The organism is Xenorhabdus kozodoii, from assembly GCF_002632875.1.
In the GTDB taxonomy this organism is placed as follows: domain Bacteria; phylum Pseudomonadota; class Gammaproteobacteria; order Enterobacterales; family Enterobacteriaceae; genus Xenorhabdus; species Xenorhabdus kozodoii.
Window position 1 is genome coordinate 1 of record NZ_NJCX01000010.1, and the last position, 19,382, is coordinate 19,382.

General features: G+C 44.1%; 21 protein-coding genes and 1 tRNA gene. 10 read left to right on the forward strand and 12 right to left on the reverse strand.

Translation table 11 applies throughout. The features are described 5' to 3' along the window. From Xkoz_RS08180 to Xkoz_RS08195, 4 genes are all read right to left on the reverse strand, one after another. Positions 1-279 (reverse strand): primase-helicase zinc-binding domain-containing protein (locus Xkoz_RS08180; RefSeq protein WP_279627396.1); only part of this gene is annotated, 279 nt, incomplete at its 3' end. Further along, the gene (locus Xkoz_RS08185) at positions 273-578 is read right to left on the reverse strand and encodes a hypothetical protein (protein ID WP_099141699.1); all 306 of its coding nucleotides are present in this window, start codon (positions 576-578) and stop codon (positions 273-275) included. The genes Xkoz_RS08180 and Xkoz_RS08185, both read right to left, overlap by 7 nt. Before the next feature lie 2 nt (positions 579-580). After that, on the reverse strand, positions 581-751 hold the full coding sequence (locus Xkoz_RS08190; RefSeq protein ID WP_099141700.1) for a DUF4222 domain-containing protein: 171 nt from the start codon (positions 749-751) through the stop codon (positions 581-583). Beyond that, positions 744-986 carry a hypothetical protein gene (locus tag Xkoz_RS08195; protein ID WP_099141701.1) on the reverse strand — a complete coding sequence of 81 codons (243 nt, stop codon included), beginning with the start codon at positions 984-986 and terminating at the stop codon, positions 744-746. The genes Xkoz_RS08190 and Xkoz_RS08195 overlap by 8 nt, the downstream gene beginning before the upstream one ends. A gap of 202 nt (positions 987-1,188) precedes the next feature. On the opposite strand from Xkoz_RS08195, the gene Xkoz_RS08200 reads away from it, so the two are divergent. After that, on the forward strand, positions 1,189-1,389 hold the full coding sequence (locus Xkoz_RS08200) for a YlcI/YnfO family protein (RefSeq protein WP_099141825.1): 201 nt from the start codon (positions 1,189-1,191) through the stop codon (positions 1,387-1,389). Between the two features lie 409 nt (positions 1,390-1,798). Here Xkoz_RS08200 and Xkoz_RS08205 read toward each other — a convergent pair whose 3' ends face one another. The 6 genes from Xkoz_RS08205 to Xkoz_RS08230 form a co-directional block, all read right to left on the reverse strand. Then, complete coding sequence (locus Xkoz_RS08205) at positions 1,799-2,605, reverse strand: antA/AntB antirepressor family protein (RefSeq protein ID WP_099141702.1); 807 nt, start codon at positions 2,603-2,605, stop codon at positions 1,799-1,801. 18 nt (positions 2,606-2,623) lie between these two features. Beyond that, a complete protein-coding gene (locus tag Xkoz_RS08210) occupies positions 2,624-2,899 on the reverse strand; it encodes an AlpA family phage regulatory protein (protein WP_099141703.1) in 276 nt (91 codons plus the stop codon). Next, complete coding sequence (locus tag Xkoz_RS08215) at positions 2,899-3,114, reverse strand: helix-turn-helix transcriptional regulator (protein WP_099141704.1); 216 nt, start codon at positions 3,112-3,114, stop codon at positions 2,899-2,901. Before Xkoz_RS08215 ends, Xkoz_RS08210 begins: the two co-directional genes overlap by 1 nt. Positions 3,115-3,311: 197 nt before the next feature. After that, positions 3,312-4,316 carry a hypothetical protein gene (locus Xkoz_RS08220; protein ID WP_099141705.1) on the reverse strand — a complete coding sequence of 335 codons (1,005 nt, stop codon included), beginning with the start codon at positions 4,314-4,316 and terminating at the stop codon, positions 3,312-3,314. A gap of 143 nt (positions 4,317-4,459) precedes the next feature. Further along, entirely contained in the window at positions 4,460-5,674 is a 1,215-nt protein-coding gene (locus Xkoz_RS08225; protein ID WP_099141706.1) for a tyrosine-type recombinase/integrase, read from the reverse strand. 175 nt (positions 5,675-5,849) lie between these two features. Further along, positions 5,850-5,924, reverse strand: a tRNA-Arg gene (locus tag Xkoz_RS08230). A gap of 183 nt (positions 5,925-6,107) precedes the next feature. Between Xkoz_RS08230 and mlaA the strand changes: the two genes are divergently transcribed. Then, entirely contained in the window at positions 6,108-6,860 is a 753-nt protein-coding gene (gene mlaA / locus Xkoz_RS08235; RefSeq protein WP_099141707.1) for a phospholipid-binding lipoprotein MlaA, read from the forward strand. A gap of 63 nt (positions 6,861-6,923) precedes the next feature. Here mlaA and fadL read toward each other — a convergent pair whose 3' ends face one another. Next, positions 6,924-8,246, reverse strand: a complete 1,323-nt coding sequence (gene fadL / locus Xkoz_RS08240) for a long-chain fatty acid transporter FadL (protein ID WP_099141708.1) — start codon at positions 8,244-8,246, stop codon at positions 6,924-6,926. 359 nt (positions 8,247-8,605) lie between these two features. Between fadL and Xkoz_RS08245 the strand changes: the two genes are divergently transcribed. The 4 genes from Xkoz_RS08245 to sixA all read left to right on the forward strand — a co-directional run bounded on the left by Xkoz_RS08245 (position 8,606) and on the right by sixA (position 13,609). Further along, positions 8,606-8,902, forward strand: coding sequence for a YfcZ/YiiS family protein (locus Xkoz_RS08245; RefSeq protein WP_099141709.1), 297 nt, complete (start codon positions 8,606-8,608; stop codon positions 8,900-8,902). 301 nt (positions 8,903-9,203) lie between these two features. After that, positions 9,204-10,514, forward strand: coding sequence for an acetyl-CoA C-acyltransferase FadI (fadI, locus tag Xkoz_RS08250; RefSeq protein WP_099141710.1), 1,311 nt, complete (start codon positions 9,204-9,206; stop codon positions 10,512-10,514). Beyond that, positions 10,514-12,688 (forward strand): fatty acid oxidation complex subunit alpha FadJ, encoded by a 2,175-nt coding sequence (fadJ, locus tag Xkoz_RS08255; RefSeq protein ID WP_099141711.1) that lies wholly within the window; start codon positions 10,514-10,516, stop codon positions 12,686-12,688. Before fadI ends, fadJ begins: the two co-directional genes overlap by 1 nt. Before the next feature lie 438 nt (positions 12,689-13,126). Further along, entirely contained in the window at positions 13,127-13,609 is a 483-nt protein-coding gene (gene sixA, locus Xkoz_RS08260; RefSeq protein ID WP_099141712.1) for a phosphohistidine phosphatase SixA, read from the forward strand. 47 nt (positions 13,610-13,656) lie between these two features. Here the strand turns inward: sixA and smrB are convergent, their stop codons facing one another. Further along, positions 13,657-14,199, reverse strand: a complete 543-nt coding sequence (smrB, locus tag Xkoz_RS08265) for an endonuclease SmrB (RefSeq protein WP_099141713.1) — start codon at positions 14,197-14,199, stop codon at positions 13,657-13,659. Between the two features lie 182 nt (positions 14,200-14,381). Here smrB and hutI point away from each other — a divergent pair, with 182 nt between their 5' ends. From hutI to hutU, 4 genes are all read left to right on the forward strand, one after another. Next, positions 14,382-15,650, forward strand: a complete 1,269-nt coding sequence (hutI, locus tag Xkoz_RS08270; protein WP_099141714.1) for an imidazolonepropionase — start codon at positions 14,382-14,384, stop codon at positions 15,648-15,650. An 18-nt stretch (positions 15,651-15,668) separates the two neighbouring features. After that, the gene (gene hutG, locus Xkoz_RS08275; RefSeq protein WP_099141715.1) at positions 15,669-16,628 is read left to right on the forward strand and encodes a formimidoylglutamase; all 960 of its coding nucleotides are present in this window, start codon (positions 15,669-15,671) and stop codon (positions 16,626-16,628) included. 38 nt (positions 16,629-16,666) lie between these two features. Further along, positions 16,667-17,398, forward strand: coding sequence for a histidine utilization repressor (hutC, locus tag Xkoz_RS08280; RefSeq protein ID WP_099141716.1), 732 nt, complete (start codon positions 16,667-16,669; stop codon positions 17,396-17,398). Between the two features lie 304 nt (positions 17,399-17,702). Next, complete coding sequence (hutU, locus tag Xkoz_RS08285; RefSeq protein ID WP_099141717.1) at positions 17,703-19,382, forward strand: urocanate hydratase; 1,680 nt, start codon at positions 17,703-17,705, stop codon at positions 19,380-19,382.

The window sequence follows — 19,382 nt, forward strand, 5'->3', positions numbered from 1 at the left end:
TGTATCAGCAACGACTTTAGCGGCCTCAATAATGGTGATCCCCTTGGCTCTTACCAGCAAATCCAGTCCATCACCATGATTCGGCTCATCACACTGGCGACAATGCCAGTTACCATCCCCGTGATCGTCTATGAAGTGAAAGCGATCAGTACCGCCACAGACGGGGCAAGCACCATGCTTGCCCTTTGCCGGAACGTCCACACCGCAGGCAGCCAGTAAACCTTGCCAATGCCCTTGCGCCGCTGCTTTCACCGAACGAATATCAATATGGCTTACCATTTCGGGAATCCCTCGCGGTGATGGATTTCAAACTGTGCGGTCTGCTCAGTGTCATTCAGGGCTTCGGCTATCCTTGGCAGATACATCAGGGCTTCACCGATGCGGCGTAAGTCATCCCTAGCCTGACAATCTGCATAGTTTTCATTATCCGTTGACCAGAAAGCCAACTCCCCCATTACAGACATCGCCGCCATTACGCCACTCAATGCCCCTTCGGAGTTTTTGCGCAGATCTTTGAGTTCTTCGATGCTCATAGCGCTAAAGTTGTTGCGTACCAAATGGTTATAAATATCAGACATGATCAGGCTCTCCCTGCGTAGGTGTATTCTTGAGTGAAACGGCTTAATGGCATGATGCACGGGTAGGTATAACCCCCACGGACAAACGTCACGCGGTTAAAGGCGACCGACAACACCTGAACGGTTTCCCCGTTCTTATGGGTGTAATAGTCATGGGGTTCAGGGTTACGCATGGTAAGCTCCTTGAACAGTGGACATATCACTACAATCGAAAGGAGTATCGATATCCCATGCCTGACGGGAAACAAATACCAGAGAGGGAATGCCGACCAGTAGACGGGCTTCACCTTCACTATCCGCCAGAACAGTAATGAGACGTACAGGGTGAATATCCACCAGCCGTTGAGTGCCGGATGCAATTAGGAATGTAAATTTTAGGCGAGTTTGGTTATGCTGTGGTGTATCCATAGCGTAAGACTCCTTTACGTTTTTGGTTAGCCCTCGTTTGGTACTGGTAATACCATTCGGGGGCGTTCTTTTTTCTGACTTTACCTCTCTCAAGGTGTACGCACACTTTATTTTAAGGTGTGCGCACATGTCAACACTTTTATTTGTTAATTTTTTATAGTAAGGTGTGTATACATAAATAATGTGACAGAGGTTGGAAATCGTGGCTACAGGTAACAAAAACAATAAATCAGATAAAAAGAATATCCGTTTTCCCCATGAACTGATTGATGGAATAAATGCAAGCGTTGAGATTGAAAAAGCAAATAATCCCAATGTTAATTTTTCATCATGGGTCATTGATGCCTGTGAGAAAAAACTTAAGCCAGTGAAGCGCAAAGCCAAAGCATCATCTGAGCAATAACTAACCGAGTGAACATTATTCACATGGTTATCTGAGTGATAACTAACCAAACCTCTTAAAGATATGAGGTTCTTAAGCTCTTGTAATTCTCCGTAAAGCAAATCTGATTTACGCCAAAGGGTAGCATTCGCCGTGCTATCCTTTTCTTTTTGCGCTCCACTCAATGAGGATCGCAAATTAACCGCGTAGCTAAATGATACGCGCAAATTCTGTGAGTCAGCATTACTGGCGCTCAAATTATGAGCAGACTGCATATTTGCAGCTTGACTATATTTCAATGGGTTAAGTAACCACCCCGATAATTTCGGGGAGCCTCCCAAAGTGAGGACTACGACAACAGGACTCCTTAACCTCAAGGAGTCGCCAGAAATAATACTTTCGCTTAAATCGATAGAATGGCTTCCGTGTATCATTGCTTTGATTCCATGCGCTGCGCTAACCAACGCTGAGCCAGTTCCGTTAATTGGGCTTTCCGTGTCTCTGGCGGTGTATCTAAATCAAGAAAGGCGCAGTTACGCGATTCCAGATAAGCCAGTAGCTGTAACTGATCTACAGTCATATTGTCTCTGACTTCTTTAGATTTAATGCCCTTATTTTTAGCCCATCTGATAGGGTCTGTACCCAGCACCAATTTATTGATGAACCGGGATTCATTGCTATAGGCAAAGCCCTTTTGATTGTCTCCGGTGCGCTCAATATATCCTCTCATCGCATCAGCCATGCTTTTATGATCTTCACAGGCAGCGACACGATTTTTACGCCAGTTAAGCAGAGCGGCTTTGTGTTCCTCTGGTGCAATACGGCGCAGACGTTTTTCACAATCGATAAAGTACTGGCGAGCCTCTTTACCTTCTTCGGTGCGCTCCACCATAGAAAGCTCTTTCGCCATATCAGAGCTAATACGGTATTCAGTTCTCGGACGACCTTTTTTGGAATTTTCCAAATAAGTCTCGTAGTCCTCATTTTCAATAAAACCGTATTGTTCAATGCGCTGTTTTATCCAGCTAGCGAACAGTTCCTTATTGCCAAGAAACTTATGCAGGTTTCTAGCATCAGTAACCATCGCCGCCTTTCCATTAATAGCTCCCGCTGTTAACGGGATCATTTCGGCATAATTCTTTTTTCGTTTCTCTTTGTGCTGAGCCAAAATAGGTTCTTGGCTATTTTCAGCATAAGCAAATCCCTGACCATTTAAGGCCATATTTTTAGATGTCATAGTTTTACCCTGTCTTAATTAATTTGATTTTCGGCTATACGGGTTATTAACGTTCTCTACTGTTGGCGGATTGCGTACCCACCATAAAATATCACTTAATAGCCATGCACAGGAATTACGCCCAAAATGACAGCGTGGAGGAAATAAACCCAATCCTTCCAATTTATGACAATGGCTGCGAGAAATACCGGACATTTTTTCTCGTTCTCTTTCTCTTATTCGCCTTTCATTTTCACCATAAGCAGAAAGAATATATTTACGCTGTTCGTCGGTCGGTAATATAAATTTTGTCATTACATTACCTCGCTGCGTGATTCAGCAATACGTTGTGATATCCAGTCATCAATTTCTGATTCAATAAAAGCAACTGAGCGAGTGCCGATTTTGACTTGCTTTGGAAATTTATTGTCTGCAATGAGTTTGTAGATCCACGCCTTACCGTATCCAGTTCTGCGCTGAACTTCGGGTAAACGGATAAGGTTTGCTCTGAGCGTTGTGATTGTTGGCATATATCCCCCTGTTATCTAGTCCTTAAGATGTTGTAATGGACGTTGTTTGATTTCAGGGAATGCTATGCTAATTTGCTTGAACAAGGAATGACACATTAATTTGAATATATTCATTAATATGTCATGTTAATAACTAGTCCCATAAGAAGGTATAGAGTCATGACAAAAATGAGTTATTTTCTCCCTATTTTTGTCCTTTATAGGTTTTCCAACTCATACTTAAATTTATGTATCAATAAGTTTCTTCTGCTAGAAAGCGGGTTTACATATTGCCTTCCTCTCTTATAAGCGAGTGTAGAGTAACGCTGTGATATTTCTAACTCTTTTATTTTATTTTTATTCTCACTTATAATTTCGTTGTAATGAATTAAAGAATTGTCTTCTTTTTCCTTGCTCTCCTTTGTTTTTTTTACAATCCTAGATATTGTTCTTGGGTCAATATAATTATTTAAAATGGGTGATGCGGATATTAGAGTTAACACTCTTGTAATGTTATTTTTTTTATGGGTCAATAGAGATTTTGCAATTTCAGAAAGAAGAACTCTTTCTCTTTTTGTTTCATCATCTCTTTTAGTTATTAGTTCATTCTTAAGTGTGTTTATTTTTGAATCTATTACAATAGGGTTTAAGTTACTGTCTCCATTGATAATATTATGATAATCCTCATTAGTATTTGAGGATAAAATCCAATGTGTATTTAACTCTAATACCTCATTCAGCTTTTCTTTATATTCTTCTAAAAAAGTTATTTTTCTTTCAAAATAGCTGGTTAAATCAAATCCTGCCAAGTATGCAGCGAAACGACTCACTATTGTACATAATAATCTTATATCATTAATTTGCTTAAATCCGTAGCTATCAAAATTTCTTTTTTTAGATTGTATATTGGATAAAAAAGAAAGACTATACTCGTAAAAGTCCACATTGGAGTTATATTCTATGCCAAGCAATTCAAGTGCTCTATTAATAGATATTGTGGATATGAAATCATTAATAATCTTATGTGACTCATTAATTTTCATATCAAATGCAAACTTTTCTAAAATCTTCTCACATTTTTTTGCCGATTCCATTTTATCCTCAATGGAATCGCTGCTTACTGTGCGAGAAGCTAACATGCACAACCTTATATCCCAGTAAAACCGAAGAGTTTTCCTTGCATGATAATTGATTAAATCAAAATCAATCGATTTAACATCCATACGTCACCTCATGCCCTCTAATATTAGGAGCTATGCCAATCCGTAGAGGTGTACGGGTTTTCGGTGATCAGCCTAGACATAGCTTTATTCTTTAACGTCTGCGATAGTCTACTAAAGACAATTACCGCTGTCTATTCATCCAGTTAAGCACGCTTCCCAAATGTGCCATGTACCACATTTTCGCCCCGTTCGAGTGTTTCCATGTAGTCGGCATACCATTGCAGCATTTCCCTGCGACCATCCAGATATTGGGCGTGGTTGTAAGTTCCTCGAATACTGTTCTTATCAACATGGGCAAGCTGAGTTTCAATCCATTCAGACGGATAACCTTGTTCATGCAAAATAGTGCTCATAGTGTGGCGGAATCCGTGACTTGTCGCCTGCCCAGTGTAGCCAACTCGCCTAATTAATAAATTTAATGCCATTTCACTCATAGGCTTATTTGCATCATTTCTGCCCTGAAAAATATACTTTCCTTGCCCTGTGATTGGTTTAATTTGTTCTAATATATCAATAGCTTGACTTGATAATGGAACAATATGAGGACGGCGCATTTTCATTTTTGTAGCAGGTATTTCCCATTGAGCTTTATTAAAATCAACCTCTGACCATTCGGCTTTACGCAATTCACCGGGACGGGCACCAATTATCATTTGTAATCGCATTCCCATTTTTACGATGAAACTGCCTGTATAGGCATTTAAGGATTTATAGAACTTGGGGATTTCATCAACAGTTAAAAATGAATAATGTTCTTTTTTATGTGGAGCAAAGGCAGACACTAAATCAGGGGCGGGATTATATTCAGCTCTCCCCGTTACTATTGCATATCGCCATACTTCGCCACAGCGTTGACGTACCTTTCTGAGTTTTTCTGTCGCTCCTCGATCGTTCATTCGTGATAAAACAGCCATAAGTTCCATTGGCTTAATCTCAGCAATAGGCCTATTGCCTATGTACGGGAAAACATCTTTTTCAAATGTTTCCATCATTTCTTTGGCATAAGGAGCTGACCACCTGTCTACACGTTTCTCGTACCATTCATGGGTTATGTTTTCGAAGGTGTTTTTTATCAGGTTTGCTGCGGATATCTTTTCAGTTTTTCTTACTTCACTGGGGTTAAGCCCATTAGCAACTAACTTTCTTGCTTCATCGCGTTTGGTTCTGGCTTCGTTGAGTGTGACTACCGGATAGATACCTAATGAAATCATTTTGGTTTTACCTGCAAATTGATAACGGTATCGCCAACCCTTAGAGCCATTAGTATCAATTAACAAAGATAGCCCGTTACCATCGGCCAATGTATAGGCCTTTTCCTTTGGTTTGGCTCGCTTGATAGTCATATCTGTCAGCTTCATAAATCACCGAATATTGTATAGAAAAATTGTAGAGGGAATTCCTATACAAAAAACTATACAACAAATTGTAGAGATTTAGAAAGACACCACTAAACTTCAAAAGATGAGATAGGCAGTGAATATATTGATTTTAGTGAGATTTATTTACTTGAGTAGACCGCGAGAGATGTTCATTTGGCGTCCCCTGCAGGAATCGAACCTGCAACTAGCCCTTAGGAGGGGCTCGTTATATCCATTTAACTAAGGGGACAACGGAACACAGTATACCTGTTTTTCTTGTTAGAGATAAGGCATAACGAACTGTTTGCCTATATAATCACCACTCTTTTTGATTACCATTAATGAAAGATTGGCAGTATATTTTACATATTGGGTACATTAGTTGGTATGCAGTGTGGTAGTTGATGCTTAAAAAAATTATATGGAGAACAATATGAAGTATCGTCTGAGCGTGGTTGCTCTTACAGCCGGCTTACTTGTGGGATGCGCCAGTTCATCGAATACGATGGAACAGGGGCGTTCTGATCCGCTGGAAGGGTTTAACCGTACTATGTTCAACTTTAATTATGATGTTCTCGACCCTTATGTTATGCGCCCTGTTGCTGTAGCCTGGCGTAATTATGTGCCGACGCCCGCGCGAAACGGCATTCGCAATTTTATGAGTAACCTTGAAGAGCCAGCCAGCATGGTTAACAGTTTTTTGCGTGGCGATGTTCATGAAGGTGCAAAACACTTTAACCGTTTCTTTTTGAATACCCTATTGGGAATGGGTGGATTAATTGATGTTGCGTCAATGGCGAATCCTAACCTGGTAAAAGACGATCCGATGCGTTTTGGTAGCACGTTGGGGCACTATGATGTGGGCTATGGCCCCTATGTTGTTCTGCCTGGTTACGGGAGTTTTACCTTGCGTGATGAGGGCGGCAACATTGCGGATATGACTTATCCTGTGTTGAGCTATCTGACTGGTTGGATGTCAGTAGGCAAGTGGGTGTTCGAAGGCATAGAGACCCGTGCTCGCTTGCTGGACTCTGACAGTCTGTTAAAGAACTCTTCAGATCCTTATTTGATGGTGCGTGACGCATACTTCCAACGCCACGATTTTATGGCCAATGGTGGCAAGTTAGAACCAGAACAAAATCCGAATGCGGCAAGCATCCAAGATGAATTGGACTCTATAGATTAATGAGTGACCGATAATCAAAAAAGGATAGCGTCTGCTATCCTTTTTCTAAATGACCGTGTGCGGTTAGAACGTATAGTTAAAGTTTACACCGTACAACCATGCTGTTCCTTTGGAATCGAACTCATAGGGTGCAGTGAAACCTACTTTCTGGATATTCTCTGGCAGTTTTTCACTAACATGTACTTTTTTACCACGCATATAGGAAACACCGATGTCCACGGAAGCATCTTTATTGAATGCGTAAGTGGTTCCTAAGCTAAACCAGAAACGATCTTGATCCGGAATGGAAATAGAACGATTTTTGGCAGGTACTGGGCTTTCATCAAAGGCGATACCGCCACGGAATGTCCAGTTATCGTCATAGTAGTAAGTTGTACCTAGCGAGATACGGTAAGCATCGCGGAAACCTTCGTGTTTTTGGAATAAGGTATCGCCGGAATCTTTGCTTTTACCACGTAACTCTTTGAATTCGCTCCAGCCTGTGTACAGGAAGCTGTAATGAATTGCCCATTGTGGTGCAACGCGGTTATAGCCTGAAAGTTCCCACATATCAGGTAAGTTCAGATCCAGCGTGCCTTTAATGGTATTGCCCTCAAGGCCGTCAGGAAGCACCTTGGGTACTTTGGGTAACTCATTGCTGTAATCCCCATTTTTGAACTTCACTTTGACCTTAGAGCGATAGGTCAGGCTATAGCGGTTATTGTCATCATACTGATACAGGAATCCTGCATTCCAGCCGTAGCCCCAATCCTTACCTTCCAATTTGGCCGCTTCAGTGGAGGCCGGAATATTGAGACCTGTATATTTAGATATCAGAGGACCTGCCTCACCCATATGACGGACGATTTCAGCATCGGCATAAACCGCATTGACACCCAAACCAAAGCTGAATTGCTCATTAAATTTGTAAGCACCGCTGAGATTGAAGTTCACTGTCTTGAGCGATGTCTTGCCGCCAATCAGGCCAGCAGCATAGTTATTACTGAATTCGGTGGCTAAGCCAAAGTTGCTCGTAGCCGATGCGCCTACATACCACTGGTCATTGATTGGCGTGATAAAATGCAGGTTTGGGATCAAGGCATGTGGTGCGATGTTTTTTGCATCAGTGCTATTTTTGGTGATAGGTGATGCCCCGGTAATATCAACTTTCGGGTTGACATACACCAAGCCACCGGAAAACGATGGGGAATTAAATAAGGTCATGGCCGCAGGGTTACGGCTTCCTACGGAAGCATTATCTGCAACAGCGCCTGCCCCAGAAAATGCACGGCCTAGTCCTGATGATGAGTATTCACTCAATTGAAAACCGGCAGCACCCGCATTGGATGAAAGAATTGCAACCGCCACTGCTAATGCTGAACGTGTAAATAGGGTTTTCTGGTTCATAACCAAAACCTCATTGTTTATTTATTATTAACATGCCACTCAAGTAGCTGAGAGCGCGGAATTGTAGAGTCGGTTTGTCGCAATGACAAATCAGACCAGTGCCCGGAGTAGAGAAGTATAGGCATGATGATAGAATATGTTGCAATAATGTTTTCTAAATATGACCAAAATGATTCTTAAATTGGGACTTACTTAACAAAAAATCGCCTACTTCGGTTAATGAAGTGTAAACGGATTTTTGTTGATGGGGTCAGATCAATAAATAGTGAGATAAATGGCGTCAAACAGCGCGAATGCTGGTTATCGGTAACCAGTAGGACATAGAATTATCAGTAAGTTTTTATAGCTGGAGAAACTCAATGTCTGGTGCGATTAACCGTTGTAATGCCGAAGAAACGGCGGCTTGCTGCTGTGTTGATGTGGGAACTGTGATTGATAATGAAGACTGCACGGCTTCTTGCCGGTATGTTTTTGTGAATGAACAAGAGGCTGAAATGATGCTTAATCAATTGATTAAAAAAGCAAAAGCTGTGGAGTCTGATCCGTGTATCATACGCCATAGCATCGAAGCGATTAATGGCGAAGTGCAATTATCGGTAGATTTCACTTTTAGTTGTCAAGCAGAAGCCCTCATCTTTCAGTTAGGCTTGCGTTAATTTACGCTAAACAACGGTTTTCTTACGGTCTTGTCATGTCAAACAGTGAGAAAACCGCTGATAATAGATTGTAAATCATTGCCTCTTCTTTGCACTCCTGTCGCATATTCTTCGTTTAAGTTGTATAAATTATAAATAGTTTAAAGTTGAGTTTGCTCTCATTTTTAGTTTATTCCTGTTTGCTATTTCCCAACATTGCGTTAACAATGCTCAGCAGGTCTGACCTCTTATGAGGTGAGTAAATATTTTTAATTTTTAATCAATCAATTGATTTAGTTAATAATAATGATTAGGAGTTGCTATGGGTCGTTCTTCAACAAAAGTCATACCGCAGAAGGAACGTGTCGCTATTGTCAGCGGATTACGCATTCCTTTTGCGAAACAGGCAACGTTCTACCACGGTATTCCGGCTATTGACTTGGGAAAGGCTGTCGTAAGCGAGCTGGTCATTAGGAGCGGTTTGTCGCCTGAGAAGATCGACCAATTGGTTTTTGGACAAGTTGTTCAAATGCCGGAAGCCCCCAATATTGCAAGGGAAATTGTCTTAGGTGCAGGTTTAAGCGTGAATACTGACGCCTATAGTGTTTCCCGCGCCTGTGCGACGAGTTTTCAGGCAATTGCAAACGTGGCTGAAAGTATTATGGCAGGAACTGTCAATATCGGGATCGCCGGGGGAGCGGATTCCTCATCTGTTTTGCCTATCGGAGTGACGAAGACATTGGCTCGCACTTTAGTTGACATGAACAAAGCCAAAAACCTTTCCCAACGATTAAAGCTACTTAGCCGATTGAAATTACGTGATTTATTGCCTGTATCTCCTGCCGTTGCTGAATATTCCACCGGATTGAGGATGGGGGATACCGCAGAGCAGATGGCAAAAACGTATCATATCAGCCGCGAAGATCAGGATGCATTAGCCCACCGTTCTCATGTATTGGCCGCCAGGGCCTGGGAACAAGGGCTGTTGCAAGCGGAAATCATATCGGCCTATTTCCCGCCATACAGTAAGACGTTGGCAGAAGACAACAATATCAGAAAAAATTCAACCTTAGAGTCTTATGCCAAATTGCGCCCGGCCTTCGATCGTCAACATGGCACAGTGACAGCGGCAAACAGCACACCACTGACAGATGGTGCCGCGGCCGTGCTGTTAATGCGTGAATCCGTTGCCAAAGCACTCGGTATGACGCCATTAGGCTATTTACGGAGCTATGCGTTTTCTGCCATTGATGTTTGGCAGGACATGTTGCTAGGGCCATCCTATGCAACACCGCTGGCACTGGATCGGGCGGGCATCACGCTGAATGATCTTGCGCTTATCGACATGCATGAAGCGTTTGCAGCCCAAACGCTAACGAATTTGAAAATGTTTGCCAGTGAGAAATTTGCCCGTGAAAAGCTAGGGCTGGCGCAGGCAATGGGTGAAGTGGATATGGATAAGTTCAATGTATTGGGTGGATCAATTGCTTATGGTCATCCCTTCGCGGCGACAGGAGCCAGAATGGTTACCCAGACATTGAACGAATTGCGTCGCCGTGGTGGTGGGCTTGGGTTAACGACAGCTTGTGCCGCTGGTGGTTTGGGTGCAGCAATGGTATTGGAGGTAGAATAATGACTCAGGCTGAAAAAGAAACGGTTATGTCAGCAGCAATGCAATCAGTATTTAGTTTTTCTGTCGGGGACGACAAGGTGGGAATTATCACCATTGATGTACCGGGAGAGAAAGTTAACACACTGAAAGCAGAATTTGTTGAACAGTTCCTGCTCATGTTTGAACAAGCGCAACAAGTTTCAGGTTTGAAAGGGTTGGTGATTATCTCCGGTAAGCCAGATACCTTCATTGCGGGTGCTGATATTAGCATGATAGCTCATTGTCAATCTCAGGAAGAGGCAACCGAATTGGCTGAAAAAGGTCAAAAACTGTTTGCGCAGATTGCTAATTATCCTTTACCTGTTGTGGCAGCGATCCACGGTGCGTGCTTAGGCGGTGGGCTGGAGTTGGCATTGGCTTGTCATGCACGCATATGTTCTTTGGATGAAAAAACACGTCTTGGCTTGCCAGAAGTTCAGCTTGGATTATTACCCGGTTCAGGTGGAACGCAGCGATTACCGCGTTTGATTGGGATCAGCGCAGCGCTGGATATCATATTGACTGGCCGCCAGCTCAAGCCAAAACAGGCACAACGGTTAGGTGTTGTGGATGAAGCGGTTCCCTTAGATATTTTGCTGGATGTTGCTGTGCAATACGTTAAAAAAGGGATTATGAAGCGCAAGCCATTGGCATGGTCACAGCGTATGCTGGCAAGTGCATTAGGCAGGCCGTTGTTATTCCATCTGGTTCATAAAAAAACGCGAGAAAAAACGCGTGGTCATTATCCCGCTCCAGAGAAAATCATTAATGTGATCCGTGCTGGTTTGGAAAAAGGTTCAGAGAGCGGTTTTCAGCGGGAAGCCAGGGCATTTGGTGAACTGGCGATGACGCAGGAATCAGAAGCGTTGCGCAGCCTGTTTTTTGCTTCCACTGCGTTAAAAAATGAAACCGGCTCTTCGGAACAACCCGCTGAAATCAAACAGGTGGGGATTTTGGGAGGCGGTTTGATGGGCGGCGGTATTGCCAATGTCACCGTGATCCGAGGAAACTTGCCTGTTCGCATTAAAGATATTAACGAAAAAGGCATCAACCAGACATTAAAATATACCTGGGATCGCCTTTCTAAGCGGGTAAAACAGCGTCGCCTGAAATCAAGTGAGCGTTCCCGTCAGATGTCCCTGTTGACAGGAACCACGGATTACAGTGGATTTAAGCAAGTTGATATTGTCGTTGAAGCGGTATTTGAAGACTTGGTCTTGAAACGCAAAATGGTTGCAGAAATTGAAGAGAATACGAAACCTGAAACTCTCTTTGCGTCTAATACCTCTTCCTTGCCAATTCACAAGATCGCTGAAATTGCAGCTCGGCCAGAACAGGTGATTGGCCTGCACTATTTTAGCCCTGTAGACAAAATGCCGCTGGTGGAAGTTATTCCCCATAAAGGAACGAGTGAAAAAACGATTGCAACTGCCGTGGCGTTGGCCAAAAAACAGGGAAAAACCGCCATTGTTGTGGGGGATAAAGCCGGGTTCTATGTGAACCGCATTCTGACACCTTACATTAATGAGGCGGGTTATTGTTTAGTGGACGGTGAGCCGATTGAACATATTGATAATGCCTTAATGAATTTCGGTTTTCCTATTGGCCCAATCAATCTGCTGGATGAAGTTGGCATCGATGTGGGGACTAAAATTATCCCTGTTTTGGTAGAAGAATTAGGCCGTCGATTTGCGGCGCCAGAGTTTCTGGATGTCATTTTGAAGGATGACCGAAAGGGCAAGAAAAATGGTCGTGGTTTCTATTTGTATGCGAACAAAAAAGGCTCATTTTGGCCTTTTGGCAAAAAAGCCAAAAAAGAAGTGGATACCTCGATTTATTCCTTATTAAAGATCAAGCCAGCGATAAAAATGTTGCCGGCTGATATTGCCCAGCGTTGTGTGATGCTCATGCTGAATGAAGCCGTGCGCTGTTTGGATGAAGGGATTATCAGAAATCCCCGTGATGGTGATATTGGTGCCGTATTTGGTATTGGGTTCCCCCCCTTTCTGGGAGGGCCATTCCGTTATATTGATCAGCTCGGCAGCGAGAAAGTGGTAGAAATTTTACGTCGTCTGGACGCCCAATATGGAGAAAGATTTGCTCCTTGTGAGCATTTAGTACAGATGGCTGAACAGAAAAAGAAATTTCACCCATAATTTGAATATATTATACCCGTCGTCTTTCAAGATGCGTCTTATATCCCCCCGCTGCGCGGGGAGATATAAACACTCTCATTGGCTTGCAAACTGCAACTTGAAGTTGGATTGGTATAGATATATAAATTTTTTAGTCATTTTATCGGCTCTTGTTTTAGGACAGAATGCAGACTAACGCTAACCGAAACGTTTTTAACCCTTCGTCAATCATCAAATATTCGCTTGGTAATAACACTTGAGCTTACTGATTAATGCCAATACCTTTTCATCATAGTAAGGCACTGATATTTATGAAGATCCCTGACTCCCCGCGGCGCAAGGAGTCAGGGAGTGCTCTACAATATTGAATTTTTATTTATAACCAATAAATTATCTCAATAAGCGAATGAGTGGGTTATCTTGGGACAGATTCGCAATTAATTAACTAAACGGTGGATTATGTACGTTTTTATTATGCGTCATGGTGATGCGGCTTTGAATGCAATCAGTGATGTAGCACGGGAGCTTACACCGCAAGGGTGCCAGGAATCACAGGAAATGGCTCGTTGGCTTGCGCAACAATCGCCGGATGTTGATTGTATTTTAGTCAGCCCTTATCTGCGTGCGGAACAAACGTTAAAGGCGGTGCGAGATAATCTGGCGCTTCCTGATCATGAAGAAATATTGGCTGAATTAACACCATCGGGTGATGTAGCGCTGGTTGCCAGCTATTTACATGCCTTATCGACACAGGGGCATCAATCTGTATTGGTGGTTTCCCATTTACCGCTGGTCGGCTATTTGGTTTCTGAACTTTGCCCTGGGCACACTCCCCCAATGTTTGCTACATCCAGCATTGTTTGCGTCGAGTTGGATCACCAAACAGAAAAAGGGTGTCTGTTATGGCAAACCTCTCCAGCACAAGTGGCGGCGAAATCCTAACCAGACACCTTATTTATTAAGCAATATAGTTAACGATAAAGACGAAATTAGCGCTGCGTAAGCCCATCCATCTCAACCAAAATGAGTAACGCAGCGCTGCCTCCCCACGCTTTGGGAGCCTGATGGAAGGCAATGATATCAGGATGCTGGGCAAGCCATAGCGGGGCTTGTTGTTTGAGAATATGTTTACCGTGACCATGCATAATGCAGGCACAATAGACATCCTCGCGACGACAGGCGGCGATTAATGCCCCAATTTCTTGTTTGGCCTGTAATTGGGTTAGCCCATGTAAATCCAGAAAAAGTTCAGGGGAATAATCGCCACGCCGCAATTTCTTTAATTCATAATGGCTGGCACCTTCCCGAATGTAACGGGTCGGGCCTTCCATATCCAAATTTGGCTGGAACTCATCAGAAAAATAGTAACTGGCATCAGCTTGTTCTTGTATCAAACGTTCAGGTGCAACCTGATGAATTTTTTTTCTTTTCACGGAATGGGAAACCGTATCTTGCGTGATGCAACGGGTCCCTGTAACCGATGTCCTGAATAGATTGATGTCTTCTGGGTTTAATTGGTATTTTTTCTTCATTACACGTTCATTTATTCACAACTTTTGGCAAGTGTACCCGATTTTTGGTGATTTTTCCTGACAGCTATCATTTTAAGTAACAAATTGTTCACAAAATGATTTGACAATTATGTTGGGTTATAAAATAAATGTATATACAACATGAGGTCTGATACAAACAAGAAAAATTACAGGATAGTACAATGTCGATTGAACTGAGAGACACTGATGTCATATGGCGCAATGCCAAACTGGCCACCATGAACCCTGCCATTAAAAATACGGCAGGCAAAAGCCATTACGGTATGTTGGAGCAGCATGATCTTATTGTGCGGGATGAAAAAATCTTGGCGATTTTACCGGCAGGTAGCGTGCCCGCTAACCAATGCAAGGTCATTGATGCAGGGCAACGGTTGATCACCCCTGGCTTGATTGATTGCCACACTCACTTAGTTTTTGGTGGCAATCGAGCCTCTGAGTGGGAGCAGCGCCTGAATGGGGTTTCTTATGAAGAAATTAGCGCCCAAGGTGGCGGTATTAACGCCACAGTCAATGCCACCCGCAATAGTTCAGCCCAACAACTGGAAATTGTATCCCAAAAACGCCTCAATGCCTTGATGGCCGAAGGGGTGACAACGATTGAGATGAAATCAGGTTATGGCCTGGATCTGGTAAATGAAGAGAAACAGTTAAATGTCGTGCGGGCATTGGCACAGAAAAATCCCATCGAAATTAGCCCGACATTACTTTCTGCCCATGCCGTCCCACCTGAGTATAAACATGATCCTGATGCCTATATCGATTTGGTTTGTGACGCCATCCTGCCCGCTCTCTGGCAAAAACAGTTATTCGAAGCTGTCGATGTATTTTGTGAAACGGTCGGTTTCAATCTGACGCAGACCCAGCGCCTGTTTGAAACAGCAAAGCGTTTAAATATCCCCGTAAAAGGCCATGTTGAGCAACTTTCCAATTTGGGCGGAAGTGAACTGGTTGCTGAATATCAAGGTTTATCCGTTGATCATATTGAGCATTTAGATGAAAAAGGCATTGAAGCGATCAAACGTAGTGGGACAGTGGCGGTGTTGCTGCCGGGGGCATTTTATTTTCTGAGGGAAACAAAACGTCCACCTATTGCATTATTGCGCCAATATGGTGTCCCAATGGCGATTTCGACAGATTTTAATCCCGGCACGAGTCCTTTTGCTTCCCTACGCCTGATGATGAATATGGCTTGCGTACAATTGGGTTTGACGCCGGAAGAGGCATGGCAGGGAGTAACCCTGCATGCCGCTCAGGCACTGGGACGGTCGGATAGCCATGGTCAATTAGCAGCAGGCTTTATGGCAGACTTTGTCGTTTGGGATGCCCAAAATCCGGTTGATATCTTCTATGAGCTGGGACATAACCCGCTGGTTTATCGTGTCTATCATGGCGAAATGACCCATTGTGATGACTTACATGGCCTTAATTAATGGTGGTAAGGGAAAAATATGAACTTATGGCATCCAACATCAAAAAATATTTGGCAAGGGCGTAATGATCTTGCCGAAGCCAGTAATGCCTTACGTCTATTCCAGACAATCAAACAGCCAGCCCGTTTTTCACCGGCAGAATTTCCGCATCACATTGCGCTATTGGGTTTTGAATGTGATGAAGGCGTTAAACTTAACCAGGGACGTCCCGGCGCGAAGTTGGGCGCTGAATATTTGCGCCAATCGTTGGCCAATCTGGCGAGTTATGAAGGCCATGATAGGTTGGTGGATTTGGGAAATATTCGCGCCAATGCCGGTGAACTGAGTGAAGCGCAACAGGCACTCAGTGACGCAGTTTATGAATGCCAGCAGCATAATATGAAGACGCTGATTTTTGGGGGTGGACATGAAACGGCATTTGCCCATGGGATGGGAATTTACCGAGCGTTTCCTGATCAGCGTGTCGGTATCATCAATTTTGATGCCCATTTGGATCTGCGAAACTCGCCGCAGCCTACATCAGGCACCCCATTTCGGCAACTTGCACATGACTGCCAACAACAACAGCGCCTATTTAATTACAGTTGTGTTGGCGCCAGCTTAGCATCCAATACCCAAGCCTTGCTGGATGAAGCGAATCATCTTAATGTCACAATCATTTGGGACACTCACTGTGTTGAGTCTATGCTGGATAAGGTACAGCAGCAATTACGAGATATCATTCATCAGGTTGATGTCATTTATATGACTATCGATTTAGACGTGCTACCCATTTGGCAAATGCCCGCCGTTTCGGCTCCCGCGGCACTGGGGGTTCCGTTGGAGCGGTTATTACCCTTGGTTCAACTCGTTTGTCAGAGCAAAAAACTGCAAGCCGTAGATTTGGTTGAGCTTAATCCTTTGTATGATATCCAGGGAATGGGAGGGAAAGTGGCTGCGCGCCTGGCATGGCAGTTGGTGCACTGGTGGAATAGATAGGTTGACCGGGGAAAGTAAACAGTGAGAAGGAAGGAATAGTGGCAGACGATTTACCAGACACAGATACCAGGCCGGTGCCTTTGTATGCAAAAGTCAAGCAAGTGATCATTGAAAAGATCTATACAGGGGAATGGAAACCGCATGATCGGGTTCCTTCGGAAGCGGAATTGGTCAAACAATTTAGCTGTAGTCGCATGACGGCTAATCGGGCATTGAGGGAGTTAACGGCGGAAGGTTTTCTATTCCGTTTGCAAGGTGTGGGATCGTTTGTTTCTGAGCCGAAAGGACAATCTGCATTATTTGAAATTCACAGTATTGCCGATGAAATTGCTTCCCGCGCTAACCGGCATCATTGCAAGGTGCTGAAACTGGCTGAAGTGAATGCCAATATGCCGCAGGCGGCGGAATTCAATATTGCAGTCGATGCGCCTCTCTACCATTCCATCATCGTACATTATGAAAATGATGTACCGGTGCAAATTGAAGATCGCTTTGTCAATGTTCAGGCGGCACCAGACTATTTGCGGCAAGATTTCCGCCAGAAAACCGCCCATGATTACTTATCCCAAGTCGCGCCATTGACAGAAGGGGAACATGTCGTTGAAGCCGTGGCGGGAGATGCCCTCTCTTGTCGATTGTTACAAATTGAAGCCAATACGCCTTGTTTGTTAATTAGCCGCCGAACCTGGTCGAAAGCATTTATTGTTTCCAGTGCCAGGTTATTGTTTCCTGGACATCGATATAAATTGAAGGGGCGTTTTAGCTCGTAGTCTTCCTGCTAAGTTGCAAAAAGTTAAACGGCAAAAACCTCTTTTTCTTGTTTGAGTGGAAGAGGTTTTTTATTTGTCATTGTGACAACAATGTAAAATAAATGTGATATTAAACACAAAACCAGCAAAAACATTTTGCTATTTATTACGGAATAAATAAAGCTCATCTTATTGATTTTTATCATAAACAACATTGTTTTCCGCGTTATCGACCTTACCTTTGTCACATTTTTGCCTATTGAACATACATGTATATACAACTATACAGTTAACAAAATTCACAACAATGAAATAGGAAAAATCCGTGACGACGCAAAATAATAAATTCCGCAACGTAACCATTCGCTCTCCCAGAGGGACACAACTCACAGCAAAAAGTTGGTTGACTGAAGCACCCCTTCGTATGCTCATGAATAATCTTGATCCCGATGTGGCGGAAAATCCCTGCGAATTGGTTGTTTATGGTGGCATTGGTCGTGCCGCCAGAAACTGGGAATGCTATGAAAAAATCGTTGAAACCCTAAAGGTTCTGGAAAATGACGAAACCCTGCTGGTGCAATCAGGTAAGCCGGTGGGCGTATTTAAAACACATGAAAATGCCCCGCGTGTATTAATTGCCAACTCGAATTTAGTCCCACACTGGGCGACGTGGGAACATTTTAACGAACTGGATGCCAAAGGGCTGGCAATGTATGGCCAGATGACCGCCGGTAGTTGGATTTACATCGGAAGCCAGGGCATTGTTCAGGGAACTTACGAAACGTTTGTGGAGGCAGGCCGCCAACACTACAACGGCAACTTGGCTGGACGTTGGATATTGACTGCGGGTCTGGGGGGCATGGGCGGTGCTCAGCCACTGGCTGCAACATTGGCCGGGGCTGCTTCATTAACCATCGAGTGCCAACAAAGCCGCATTGATTTTCGTCTGCGCACCCAATATGTCGATGAACAGGCGGTTGACCTGGATGATGCTTTGGCGCGCATTGAACGTTATACCCAGGAAGGCAAAGCCATTTCGGTCGCATTGTGTGGCAATGCTGCGGAGGTTTTACCTGAATTAGTGCGCCGTGGCGCGCGTCCTGATATGGTGACAGACCAAACCAGCGCCCATGATCCATTACATGGTTATTTGCCAGCCGGTTGGACATGGGAAGCGTATTGTCGCCGTGCCGAAAGCGAACCCGAAGTGGTGATCCAGGCGGCAAAAGCTTCAATGGCGGTACATGTTGAAGCCATGCTGGCGTTCCAGAAACAGGGCATCCCTACCTTCGATTATGGCAATAATATCCGCCAAATGGCGAAAGAGACGGGTGTCGAACACGCCTTTGATTTCCCCGGATTTGTGCCTGCTTATATTCGTCCCCTGTTCTGTCGTGGCATCGGACCTTTCCGCTGGGCGGCACTCTCCGGTGATCCTGAAGATATTTATAAAACCGATGCCAAAGTCAAAGAGTTATTACCGAATGACGCCAATTTACACCGCTGGTTGGATATGGCGAGAGAACGCATCCGTTTCCAGGGTTTGCCTGCCCGTATTTGCTGGGTGGGGTTAGGCGATCGCGCCAAATTAGGGTTGGCATTCAATGAAATGGTTCGCCATGGGGAACTTTCCGCGCCAGTCGTCATTGGCCGTGACCATTTGGATTCCGGCTCCGTCGCCAGCCCCAACCGTGAAACTGAAGCCATGCAAGATGGTTCTGATGCTGTTTCTGACTGGCCATTGCTGAATGCCTTACTGAATACGGCGGGTGGCGCGACATGGGTTTCCCTGCATCATGGGGGTGGCGTTGGGATGGGTTTTTCCCAACATTCCGGCATGGTTATTGTTTGTGATGGCACGGATGAAGCGGCTGAACGCATTGCCCGCGTATTACACAATGATCCCGCAACCGGGGTGATGCGTCATGCAGATGCAGGCTATGAACTGGCTATCCAGTGTGCGAAAGAGCAGGGATTAAACCTGCCAATGGTTAATGTGAAATAA